The organism is Lacticaseibacillus salsurae (assembly GCF_045862175.1).
GTDB classification, from domain to species: domain Bacteria; phylum Bacillota; class Bacilli; order Lactobacillales; family Lactobacillaceae; genus Lacticaseibacillus; species Lacticaseibacillus salsurae.
Window position 1 is genome coordinate 1 of record NZ_BAAFZI010000059.1, and the last position, 11,281, is coordinate 11,281.

At 47.8% G+C, this 11,281-nt stretch carries 10 protein-coding genes and 1 pseudogene; 3 read left to right on the forward strand and 8 right to left on the reverse strand.

Annotation, left to right across the window (positions count from 1 at the left end):
• Window positions 1-179: 179 nt before the first annotated feature.
• Window positions 180-1,001 carry a TIM barrel protein gene (locus ACKTSG_RS12050; protein ID WP_407895102.1) on the reverse strand — a complete coding sequence of 274 codons (822 nt, stop codon included), beginning with the start codon at window positions 999-1,001 and terminating at the stop codon, window positions 180-182.
• 13 nt (window positions 1,002-1,014) lie between these two features.
• Window positions 1,015-1,578: a restriction endonuclease gene (locus ACKTSG_RS12055; protein WP_407895120.1), complete on the reverse strand. Its 564-nt coding sequence runs from the start codon at window positions 1,576-1,578 to the stop codon at window positions 1,015-1,017.
• A 119-nt stretch (window positions 1,579-1,697) separates the two neighbouring features.
• Here ACKTSG_RS12055 and ACKTSG_RS12060 point away from each other — a divergent pair, with 119 nt between their 5' ends.
• Entirely contained in the window at window positions 1,698-2,486 is a 789-nt protein-coding gene (locus ACKTSG_RS12060) for an aldose epimerase family protein (RefSeq protein WP_407895104.1), read from the forward strand.
• A 34-nt stretch (window positions 2,487-2,520) separates the two neighbouring features.
• Here the strand turns inward: ACKTSG_RS12060 and galU are convergent, their stop codons facing one another.
• Window positions 2,521-3,438, reverse strand: a complete 918-nt coding sequence (galU, locus tag ACKTSG_RS12065; protein ID WP_407895106.1) for a UTP--glucose-1-phosphate uridylyltransferase GalU — start codon at window positions 3,436-3,438, stop codon at window positions 2,521-2,523.
• A 155-nt stretch (window positions 3,439-3,593) separates the two neighbouring features.
• Here galU and ACKTSG_RS12070 point away from each other — a divergent pair, with 155 nt between their 5' ends.
• Window positions 3,594-4,406 (forward strand): SGNH/GDSL hydrolase family protein, encoded by an 813-nt coding sequence (locus tag ACKTSG_RS12070; protein WP_407895108.1) that lies wholly within the window; start codon window positions 3,594-3,596, stop codon window positions 4,404-4,406.
• 86 nt (window positions 4,407-4,492) lie between these two features.
• Here ACKTSG_RS12070 and ACKTSG_RS12075 read toward each other — a convergent pair whose 3' ends face one another.
• The 4 genes from ACKTSG_RS12075 to ACKTSG_RS12090 all read right to left on the reverse strand — a co-directional run bounded on the left by ACKTSG_RS12075 (window position 4,493) and on the right by ACKTSG_RS12090 (window position 8,999).
• Window positions 4,493-5,569, reverse strand: a complete 1,077-nt coding sequence (locus ACKTSG_RS12075) for an LCP family glycopolymer transferase (RefSeq protein ID WP_407895110.1) — start codon at window positions 5,567-5,569, stop codon at window positions 4,493-4,495.
• A 133-nt stretch (window positions 5,570-5,702) separates the two neighbouring features.
• Window positions 5,703-6,773 carry a phosphomevalonate kinase gene (locus ACKTSG_RS12080; RefSeq protein WP_407895112.1) on the reverse strand — a complete coding sequence of 357 codons (1,071 nt, stop codon included), beginning with the start codon at window positions 6,771-6,773 and terminating at the stop codon, window positions 5,703-5,705.
• A gap of 174 nt (window positions 6,774-6,947) precedes the next feature.
• A complete protein-coding gene (locus tag ACKTSG_RS12085) occupies window positions 6,948-8,303 on the reverse strand; it encodes a DUF2252 domain-containing protein (RefSeq protein WP_407895114.1) in 1,356 nt (451 codons plus the stop codon).
• Between the two features lie 96 nt (window positions 8,304-8,399).
• The gene (locus ACKTSG_RS12090; protein ID WP_407895116.1) at window positions 8,400-8,999 is read right to left on the reverse strand and encodes a TetR/AcrR family transcriptional regulator; all 600 of its coding nucleotides are present in this window, start codon (window positions 8,997-8,999) and stop codon (window positions 8,400-8,402) included.
• Window positions 9,000-9,243: 244 nt separating this feature from the next.
• Between ACKTSG_RS12090 and ACKTSG_RS12095 the strand changes: the two genes are divergently transcribed.
• Window positions 9,244-10,476 carry an aminopeptidase gene (locus ACKTSG_RS12095; RefSeq protein WP_407895118.1) on the forward strand — a complete coding sequence of 411 codons (1,233 nt, stop codon included), beginning with the start codon at window positions 9,244-9,246 and terminating at the stop codon, window positions 10,474-10,476.
• A 601-nt stretch (window positions 10,477-11,077) separates the two neighbouring features.
• Here ACKTSG_RS12095 and ACKTSG_RS12100 read toward each other — a convergent pair.
• Window positions 11,078-11,281, reverse strand: a pseudogene (locus ACKTSG_RS12100) (IS5/IS1182 family transposase); the annotation flags it as partial.

The window sequence follows — 11,281 nt, forward strand, 5'->3', positions numbered from 1 at the left end:
AAATACCATTATCCCTGCATCCATCATAGTTCCTTAAACAATTAAATAACAAAAAAGCCTCCCACGGTCGGGGAGACCTTCAAAGGATAAAAACTATCCTTCAACACCATTTGACAAATTTCCAAAGTTTTTCAGGAATACACAAAAAGCCGACGCAGCGTCGGCTTCTACACTTAATGCTAACTTTTCTCTTGTGCCATTAAGCCTTCCAAATACCACTGGCTTGCTAGCATTTCTTCGCAGTTGTTTTGATCTTTCAAGTTGATCTCAAAAATCGAAGTGGCATTGGAGTTCATCGCATGCATCACGCGCTTCCAATTGATCTCGCCTTGGCCTAACACCAGACTGTCATGAGTTTTGCCCATCGAATCGACTAAATGATAGTGGCGTACAAACGGGCGTAAGTGGCGCATCGAAGCGATCAATTTATTATTGTCGCCATGCACGTAAATAAACGCATGGGAGACATCATATGCCAGTGGTAACTGCAGCGCCAACAGCCGTTCTTCAAATTCCGGATCACCATAAGCAAAAACCGGTAGTAGCGAATTTTCAAACACGACGTTGTCTGGTGCCATCGCTGTGAAATCAAGCATCCGCCCTAAAACGACTTTTTGCGCAGTGGCCAGATCCGGCCAATCTTTAGAAAAGTCGTGTTCGCCTGGATGTAACCCGTAGCCGCCATGGATCAACGCAACGGCCCCGACTTGCTGGGCATAACTGATCAGTCGTTTGGATGAGTCCATTAAAAACTGATACAACTGCGGAAATAATAGCTTGTTGACGCACAACTCCATGCGCAACCCATGCCACTTCATCGGGTGATGAAAAACAACATGCGGCACGCTTTGTTGGACCCAAGTGACCATCTCTTGAAAATGTGCCCAGCCTTCAGGGGTAAAATCGGCTTCAGTCAAATGAAACTCGAACACATCAGGATGATGTTGGAGTCGGTTTTGAATCTGCACTTCATCGGTGCTGGCTTTTAACCCTAATTGCATACTAGCCCTCCGCTTAACTCGGCAAGCGTCGCATCATCCGCTTCAAGCGCAGCCGATCGACCAAACGCACCCCCAAAGAATCTGCTAATTCAATGGCAGAATCGGAGAATTCGCTATTGGTCAACACCACTGCTTCGTCGAGTTTATAGAAATTATGGCCGGTCCAGACTTCTTGTACTGCCTTATTTCCGACAAATCCAGTATACCGCTTGCATTGAAATCCGCACGTTTTTCCGTTTTTTTCAGCGATAATGTCAATGCCTTGATCCCCGCTAGCTTGGGTAACTTTAATATGTTTGTAGCCGTTGCGCTTGAGCAAATATCCGCAAAAATGCTCGAATTCTTCCCCTTCCATCGCATCGACTTGTGCCATTTGTAAATCGCGATACTGAAAATGCCGCCGGTATACCCATAACGCATTGACCACCACAAACACTGAAATAAAGATAAACGCTGCCAGATCCAATTGGCCTTTCCAAGTGGTCGGGCAATAGCCGCGCAACAAAAATGAATACAGCAAGGCAAGCGCAAATAACACCAATAATAGCTGATAACCACGGCGCAATAAATTATGAATCATGTCTGCCCCTCCTGACTTTAAGCGTACCAGAAATAGTGCCGCTTTGCCTAAGACTTTGGGTTGATTCTGTAGCAATTTTTCGGTACGCTAGAAGAAACACATAAGGAAGCGGTTTCTTGACTATTGACTCAAAGCTCTTCGCCAAACTACAAGGCGAAACCATCACCCAATACACCTTGACCAACCAACATCACTTGGCGTTGCGCTTGCTGACTTTTGGCGCGCGAGTGCAACAGTTGCGCCTACCAGACCAAACAGGGGCCGACCCGAACTTGATTGCCGGATTTGTCACGTTACAAGATTACATCCAACAGCCTGAACCTTTTGGCGCGTTAATGGGGCCAGATTGCTTAACCCCCACTCGCACCGATTGGCAAAACTGGAACTGGGACGCCAAAATCGTGGCGGATGCCGTGGTGATGCAATTGCGCTTAGCCGATGGCGTCAATGCCTTGCCAGGCACGCAACTCATCACTGTCACCCACCATTTAAATGAGGACAACGTGTGGCAAATGACTTTGCAGGTGCAAAGCGACACGCCTTTGCAGTTGCGACCAAATTATAATTTGGCCTTCATGCTGACTGGTGACCCAGCGCGCACCATCGCTCATCAACAATTGACCATCGGCGACGCCACCTTGCCAGTGCACCCACTGCAAACGCCACAAACCCATGCCAAGTTAGCCGATCAGCGCTGGACGTTAGATTATCAAGGCTCAGGAGCAGGCCTAGCCGTTTCGACTTTTGATCATATCAATGAATCCACGAATTTCAACGGCATCTTAGGCCATCCCAATGCCACTGTTGGCATTCGCTCGCTGGTGGCACCAGATGATCAAACAGTCTTGGTCGATGCCGCGCATCCTTTTGAACAAGTCACCAAAATCACTTTGCAAGCCAATTAAAAACTCCGCCGAATCATTTGGCGGAGTTTCTTTGTTACTTGGTTGGTTTGGTTGACTTGACTGGTTTATCAGCTTTTTTGAGCTGTTCAGCTAAGTCCAAGATGTATGGGCGTAATTCATCTTTTACTTCGGGATGGGTCAACCCGTATTCGATCGTGGTTTTGACAAAGCCGAACTTGTTGCCGACATCATAGCGCGCGCCTTTAAATTCATGGGCGAAAACGCGTTGGGTCTTGTTCAATTCGTCAATGGCATCGGTCAATTGAATTTCATTGCCTTTGCCTGGCTTTTGGTTGGCTAAAATATCAAAGATCTCAGGGGTCAGCAAGTAACGCCCGATAATGGCCAAATCAGAAGGTGCGTCTTCAACCGCTGGCTTTTCCACGAATTTCTTCACATTGAACAACCCGGGTTTGACTTCTGATTCAGGATCGATCACCCCATAAGCGGAGACATCTTGGTGCGGCACTTTTTTAACCGCTAAGATCGACGCATGGGTTTCGTCATAAGCATCGATCAATTGACGCGTTAATGGCACCTTGTCTTCCATTAAGTCATCACCTAACATCACGACAAACGGTTCGTCCGCGATAAAAGACTTGGCCAAGCGTACCGCGTCACCTAAACCACGTGGATAGGGTTGGCGCACGAAAAATAAGTTCACACCAATATCAGTGGTTTGATGGACCAATTCCAACAACTTGTCTTTATGCTTGGATTCCAGGTTTTGTTCCAATTCCGGGGCAGAATCAAAATGGTCTTCAATGGAACGCTTTTGTTTGCCTTCCACGATCAAAATATCTTCGATACCTGATGCTTTGGCTTCTTCGACAATAAATTGGATCGTTGGCTTATCCACGATCGGCAACATTTCTTTGGCCAATGCTTTGGTAGCAGGTAAAAAGCGGGTCCCAAGCCCCGCTGCAGGAATCACAGCTTTGCGTACTTTCAATGTCTTATCCTCCTCAAGGTATATGTCCATCATACCCGAAATCGGCTGTCGAATGGGTTAAAATTCGCAAAAATTACCGCTAAACATCAGGTTTAAGGAAAAACCCACGAAAAATCTGGTAAAATTGAGATAACAATTATCGGGGGAACGTTTTTATGAAAAAATTTGGGCTATTTCTTGCCGCGATCGTCGCGGTTGCCGCATTAGGCGCGATCATTTTTTTCGGGCGTCAACATCAAGCTGAGCAATTGGCCGCCCAAGCAGCATCACATTCGGCTTTAGTGGCCAAACACCCTGCCGCCGCCAAAAGCACGCCGGTCAGTGCCTCATCAAGTAGCCACCAGCAAACCAAGCAACCCAACAAAAAAGTCGGCCACAACCAACCTTTAAAATATGTGGCATTAGGCGACAGCTTGGCGGCAGGCGACTTTACCAGCAAAGAAGATCTAGCGTATGAATATGTCCTCACCCGCTACCTTAAAAATACCTTAGGCTTCAAAGCCACGTTGGACGGGTATTGGGAAGCTGGAGCCACCTTGACCAGCTTGGCGCAACCGAACTATGACAATGTGGTCACCATGGCGCCGGATTTGATCACCATCGAATTTGGCACCAACGAGCAAGATCAAACCAATCCCAACTATGCTGATCCGGCCACCTTTAAAACCAACCTCACCAACTTGGTCAGCGGGTTCAAAACGGATCTTCCCAAAGCCAAAATCATTTTGTTGACCACTTGGAAAGCCGACACCAGCGCGCAATACAACGCCGCCATCAAAGCAGTCGGCACGCAGTATGCGATCCCTGTGGTCGATATTTCAAGCGTTTATGCCAAATCCAGCAATATCGCCCAATCAGGCGCCACGAGTTGGACCGGTTCTGGTGATGGCTACCACCCTAACGACGCTGGCAATCAAGCCATTGCCGATTTGTTAGCCAAGCAAGTGGATCGCTTCTATGTGAAATAATCTCAATCGCGCGCACGTCTGCTTGACGTGACGCGCTTTTTTATTGCACGAAAAAAGTCGGGCTTCCACCCGACTTTTAAACCAGTTTAGTTGTTGTTATCACTATGCACAGTGTAGCCAGCACTGTTGGTGCCATGCCAATCAAAATTAGGATTCAATGCATTTTGCTTGGTTTCTTCATTGCTGATGGTTTCATGGGCTAAACCTAAGTTGCCACGGATCTCATCAGAAACGCGCTGCAATTCTTTGGTTGAGGTCACTTGATAAGATGCATTCAAGATATTAGCCCCGACGCCTTGCATATGATCTTCTTTGACGTTGTTGGCAGCGGCGCGATAATTGGTGAACAACTTCGTCATATCATCAAAGCTCATGTTGGTTTTCAAGTTGGATTCCACTGAACTCAACAACTTTTTGAAATTGGCCAACGACTGAAATGACGGCGCTGCTTTTAAAATCGAGGTGATGATCTGTCGTTGCCGCGCTTGCCGGCCATAATCGTTGTTGGGATCGTCATAACGCATGCGGCTGTATGCCAAAGCTTCTTTCCCATCCATGTGCACGGTTTTGCCTTTGGTAAAGGTATACCCAGAATACTTGAAACTCAACGTCGGCGTCACATCCACGCCACCGACTGCGTCAACTACTTTGGTCAAACCACCCATGTTGACCAAAGCATAATAGTTGATCGGCACATTGACCAAGCTGGAAATCGAGTTGATTGCCATGTCTGCGCCACCGAAATTATACGCGGCGTTGATTTTTTGGATCTGCACGCCAGATTCGCCGACCATTTGCGCCATGGTATCGCGTGGGATCGACGTCATGGTCGTTTTTTTCATTTCCGGATTTAAGGTGATGATAATGATCGTGTCGGTCCGCCCACGCGTTTCGGTACGCCCGAGATCACCAGTATCAGTCCCTAACAACGCGATAGAGACTGGTTTTTTGTACTTCAAGGCGGTGGTGCCGGAACCATTGTTTTTCTTCAGTGGGGTATATGTCTTATCAACCGTATGTTGGACACTGCTATATAAGTAATACGCATAGCCGCCAATGGCCACAAGCAAAACCAAGACGATGCCCACGATCCACTTCATGATCGGATGCTTTTTGGTACGATGATGCCGATGATGCGTATGTGTATGATGTTCGTCTGCCATATGTAAACCTCCAAAGTAGTCTCGGAGCTATTGTACCAGATTTGCCGGAATTTTTTTAAGATAACATGAAAATGAAACAAACCATTACCACTTGGCATAAAAAAAACGCCGCCATCACTGCGACGTCATGAGATTAAATCACTTCATGAACTTGAAAAGCCAAGGGTTCGATTTGCGCTTGTTCCCATTGTTTCATTAAAGCACTTTGATCAACAGAAGCATCCACTAAGGCGATCCCGCAGTCCCCGCCGCCAGCACCGCTAGATTTCGCCGCACCGCCAGCAGACTCGGCCAAATCACACATTTGCTTTAAAATCGGGGTTTCGATCTCAACGCCTGACAATTGGGCCAAATGGTTCAACAATTGGCGATTAGAACGGATCCCAGCTTGGATTGCCGCCAGTGAATGTTGGCGAAACCCTTCGATCAGCCCTTCCAACGTATTTTTGCTGGCGCTGAGAAAGGTTTGATATTCGGCATGTTCCTTGGCTTGGGCAATGGCGATTTTATCCACTAAGCGACTCGTCGATGCCGGCGAGCCAGTCCAGCCGATCAAAAGTTGCATCTCTTTTGGCGCTTGCAACAATTCAATGGATAATTGTGGCCATGGCATGTTCAACAATTCCGACAAGCGATGTTCGCGGCGTTCCGCTGCCAACCATGTTTTGTCAAATGAACGATACGCGATCCAACCGCCATAAACCGACGCGGCAATATCGCCTAAGCTCCCATTGCCTTGAATATCCAAATGGGCGATTGCCGCTAACTTATACAGTTGGGCTTTGGACATATGCAGATCATAGAATTGATCCAACGCTTTAACGGTTGCCACCGTCACCGCAGCACTAGAGCCTAAACCATACTTTTTGCCGTCATTGGCGTCAAGGTCTGAATCGATATCCATGGTGTATACCGACAAGTTGCGGCCGAGTTCCCGCGCGTACATTTCGGTGCAACGAATCGCGCTTAAGATGTAGTGAAACGGGTTATCCCGATTATCAAACACCATTTCGTCGCCATTACGTTGCCAAGTCAAGCTGGTTTCTTGATATTGCTTGGAGTTGATCCGCCCAATGCCCTCAGCTTTCGTCACTGTCACCGTTACAAATTGATTTAATGCCACGATCACCGCGGGGTACCCTGTTTCCACCACCGCGTATTCACCAGCGATATATAGCTTGCCTGGCGCCTGCGCTGTTACCAATCCATCAGAACCCTTCACCAAAATTTGTCGCACTTTAAGCATGCGTTTTGATTATAAACGAAACCGCACAAAAAAAGCGCCAGAAAGCTGCGACATTACCAATTCTTGAAAAACACACGTTATCTATTCTAGGCATCTTTAAGCCGAAACTCAACAACGAAATAAAACTCACCGTTACTTTAATTCAAATTCAGCCGCAAAAGCCGCAAAATCATCGATCACTTGATGCAAATAATCCAAACACCATTGTTGGATCACCTGATCAAATTCTTTGTTCAAATACCCTGCCACCACCGCGCCTTGCGGACTTTGCGCATGGGCTTTGGCCAATAGATGCGCACAAACTTCACTATAGGCTTGAAACTGTGCAAAATTCAAATTCGCCACGTTGATCGATTCTTTCATATCACGGAATTGCCGCACATAAAAACTGCGCGACCCAGCTGTCATCCATCCTAAGAATGGATCAGAAGCTTTTTGCAAGATCTGCGTGGCGGCAATGATCCGCTGGCCAGCTTGAGTCTCATCTGCCAAACTGGCAGGATCGCTTGTGGTGCTGAGCGCACGACGCTCAGGCAGTGCTTCTTTCAGTTGCAACACGATCGAACTACCACTAGGACCTGTCAGTAGTGCCAAATAACAATGCGTCCCAAAACTGCCGATCCCCACTGAATGGCGAATAATATCCGACACATGGTATTGCCGCAACAATAAATCGACATCTGCGCGCGTGGTGTCGCGATAAGCCAATATTCCTTGCATCAAGCTGATTTCCGTATCGGCTTCCACATGTACCGAACGTGGCGGTTGCACCTTGAAGCGCAGCTGGCCACTGGCACTACGTTGGGTGTACTTTTTGATCACTGACGCTTGATCGCGCGTTTGCGCTTTGGCCACAATGCGCGCGATCAACCCAGCTGAATTAGCATCGACTGCGCCTAACAAACTGTGCACTTCGCTGGTGGTATAAAACCGCTGCAGTTGGGTTTGTTTGAAGCTGGCTTTCAAGCTTTTGCGGTAAGTGCGCACCACTTGTTTGACCAAGGCATCCATTTTTTCGGCGTCAAAATGCGACTGTGCGCCAAGCAAATACACACTGGTTGCTAAGCGCTTGACGTCATATTCAAATGGCATCACGCCAGCTTCATCAAAATCATTGAGATCAAACAACAACTGGCGCTCTGGCGAGGCATAAAAGCCGAAGTTTTGTAAATGAGCATCCCCAGAACTTAACACCTGAATGCCACTGTTGACTTCATGGCGCAGATCATACGCCATGAGCTCCGCCGTCCCACGAAAAAATGCCGCTGGGCTAGCCAACATGCGCTGATGTCGCAATGGCATCAAATCTGGTAGTAAGTGCGCTTCAATGGCCGCAATAAAGCGTGGCGCTGAGCGGGTGATCAACGGACGATGCCCTAAAGCCGCCAGTGGGGTTTGGCTGCGTAAACGTTTACCCAGCGCATGGCGCTCATCAACGCCCACTGGTAATGGTTGCGCCAAAATATCCGAAATTAAAGAATTGATCATAAGCCTCCGATCATCGCCTTTCCAGCACAACAAACGCCTTGAAGCCGCGATCCAACTTGCCAGGATCGTGGCCTCAAGGCGCCTGTGCGACCGCATTCACATGACCGCAGTTTGATCTAAAGCAATCAAAGATGGGGCATTGGTAAAGCGCCCGTTAGCAATGAAATCTTGGATCACTGCCAACATCATTTCGCTACGCTGGACTGACGTCAATTGCAAAAGCCCACCAGCCGCTAAGATGCCCATTCCCGAAGCCACGATCCATAACCCTTTTAGCAGATCCAACCGTTGGGTCTCATTTAACTCAGCCGCAGGTCCATACTCAGCTAACAGCTTGAACCCTTGGTCTCTCAAAAACGCCTGCACCGCATCTACACCAAAATGTTGTGACACAAACACGGCTTCATATAACCTTGGCTCTTTCACCACGAAATCTGCAAAAGCCAGCCCCAGATCCACCACCGGATCAGATGTGTACCGCCCGCTGAGCTTATTTTTAAGATCCTTACGCAGCCGCATTAAAACGGCTTTTTTCAATTCCCCCATTGATTTGAATTCCAAGTAGATCGGCTGCGTTGAGCAATTCAACTGTCTGGCAATATTGCGCGCGGTGAAATATTTAAAGCCGGATTCAATGGCGATTTGATACGCCATGTCCAGTATTTGTGTATCGGTGATCGATTTCTTGCGAGCCATGCGTTTCCCCTACTTTCAAACAGTACCCCACTGTATGTTCTAATGTTATTTTACCAAAGCCGTTCGAAAACGCAATCATTATTATTAAGAAAATACTAAAGTCAGCCTGCCGCCCTTTTCAAGCATCTCAATTTACCCTTTAGCAGTTCATTCAAACCTGACTGTCACCTTCAAAGTGTTATTCAGGTGCGCTTGGTAGGTTTATGCTATGATAATTGAAATGAAGAAAAAGTGAGGAAAAGCCATGACATTACCGAATTTCACTGAAAATTTGCACAAGTATGCGGCCTTGGCCGTGGATACCGGCGTTAAAGTCAAGCCTGGCGATACTGTTTATCTACAGATCAGCACCGAATTACGCGATTTTGCAGCCATGATCGTTGAAGCTGCTTATCAACGCGGCGCCGCTGAAGTGCAAGTATGGTGGCAAGATGACGCCATTACCCGCTTAAACATGCAACATGAAGCCCAAGAGCGTTTGTTCAATCCATCACCTGATCTCAAAGCTCGCTTTGACTATTGGTTGGATCGCCAAGCCAAGCGCATCACCGTCACCAGCGGCGATCCTGACAATTTAGCTGGCATCGATGCTAAGCGTATTGCCGGGTACCAAACCGGCTTCCAAAAAGTTTACAGTGATTTGATCAACGCCATCACCAACAACCGGATCTCATGGACGATCTTAGGCGCTGCCACCCCAGCTTGGGCGAAAAAAGTTTTCCCTGATGTGGACGTCGACACTGCCGTTGATCAATTATGGGCGGCGATCTTCAAAACCACGCGGATCGACCAAGCTGATCCAGCCGCTGCTTGGCAAGCGCATGACCAGTTGCTCTCAACGAAAGCGGCATGGTTGAACGACATGCAATTTGATGCCTTACACTACCAAGCACCAGGAACAGATCTCACTGTTGGCTTGCCAAAAAATCATGTTTGGGAAGGCGCAGGTTCGTTTAACCCGCAAGGTGAAGAATTTATGGCCAACATGCCAACAGAAGAAGTTTTTACTGCCCCAGATAATCGTCGCATCGATGGCACAGTTGCTTCAACCAAGCCGCTGTCTTATGCCGGGACGATTTTAGAAGGGATGCATTTCACCTTCAAAGACGGCCAAGTCATTGCCGCCCATGCCGATCAAGGCGACGAAACCTTGCAACACCTGTTGGCGATTCCAGGCGCCCGCTCTTTAGGCGAAGTCTCCTTAGTCCCAGATCCTAGTCCGATCAGCCAATCTGGGATCATCTTCTACAACACATTATTTGATGAGAATGCCTCAGATCATATGGCCTTAGGCACGGCTTATCCATTCTCGATCAAAGGCGGCGTGGATATGAATGATGAACAGCTCACGGCGCATGGGCTGAATGTGGCTGACACCCATGTAGACTTCATGATGGGCTCTGCAGAAATGAATATCGATGGCATCACCAAAGATGGCCAATACGTGCCGATCTTCCGTCATGGCGATTGGGCGTGAGCCCTTACCACCAAAGCGATTGTGCTTCGGTGGTTTTTGTTTACGAACTTTTTACATTGTAGACGATATTTTTGATTGCAATCGTTTCCAAAATCTGGTATATTTTGGGCAAGTTGAAACGGAGCGGTTTCGAAATGCGCGCAAAGAATGATTTCCGAGCCGAATCAACGGGGTCTTGTGGCGTCGGTCGACCTGCAAGGCTTGTGCCAACTATGCATCGATGCAGACCGGGTCGCTCACCGCGATCGGCACAGTTCATTTTACCTGATGCTTTCAAAATCTTACAAAAGAGCCTGGGTAGGCGGTTTCCCCGCTAGCACGCCCAGGTACATACCTAAAATCTTGCCGTCCTTGACGGCTATTTGTGTCTATAAAAACCACCCGTCAAACGGGTGGTTTTTACTGGGGCTATAAGCCCCTGTTGCTGGCTGCGCCTCAAGACGCTCGCCTCTCACTGTCGTTCAAGCCGCACTGCCATTGCCACTTTTGCTGCCTCTAAAGAGGCTTAATCCAACTCGTATTGACTATTTGTTCGGCTTTTTACTCTCATGAAACGGGTCTTCATACTCTCGAACACTCAACTTATCTAGTGGCTGTTCAACTAGGCCACCATATTCTCAATGCTAGTAGTAAATTTGTACCGGAAACGATAGGTTTGCCCTTCGTTCGTGGTTAAAATTAAAATTGGTATAGCAAACACTCTCAAGAATGTCAGCGCATTGCTTAATACCATTGCCTGATCGATTTTAACGGCCAATGACTCAGCTGTTCGGGTATTGACTAAGTCCAAGCCTACTGACCCTTT

Coding starts and splice junctions, on each gene's coding strand:
- ACKTSG_RS12095 (WP_407895118.1), top strand. CDS start 9,244: ATGACATTACCGAATTTCACTGAAAATTTGCACAAGTATGCGGCCTTG.
- ACKTSG_RS12070 (WP_407895108.1), top strand. CDS start 3,594: ATGAAAAAATTTGGGCTATTTCTTGCCGCGATCGTCGCGGTTGCCGCA.
- ACKTSG_RS12085 (WP_407895114.1), bottom strand. CDS start 8,303: ATGATCAATTCTTTAATTTCGGATATTTTGGCGCAACCATTACCAGTG.
- ACKTSG_RS12075 (WP_407895110.1), bottom strand. CDS start 5,569: ATGGCAGACGAACATCATACACATACGCATCATCGGCATCATCGTACC.
- ACKTSG_RS12090 (WP_407895116.1), bottom strand. CDS start 8,999: ATGGCTCGCAAGAAATCGATCACCGATACACAAATACTGGACATGGCG.
- ACKTSG_RS12050 (WP_407895102.1), bottom strand. CDS start 1,001: ATGCAATTAGGGTTAAAAGCCAGCACCGATGAAGTGCAGATTCAAAAC.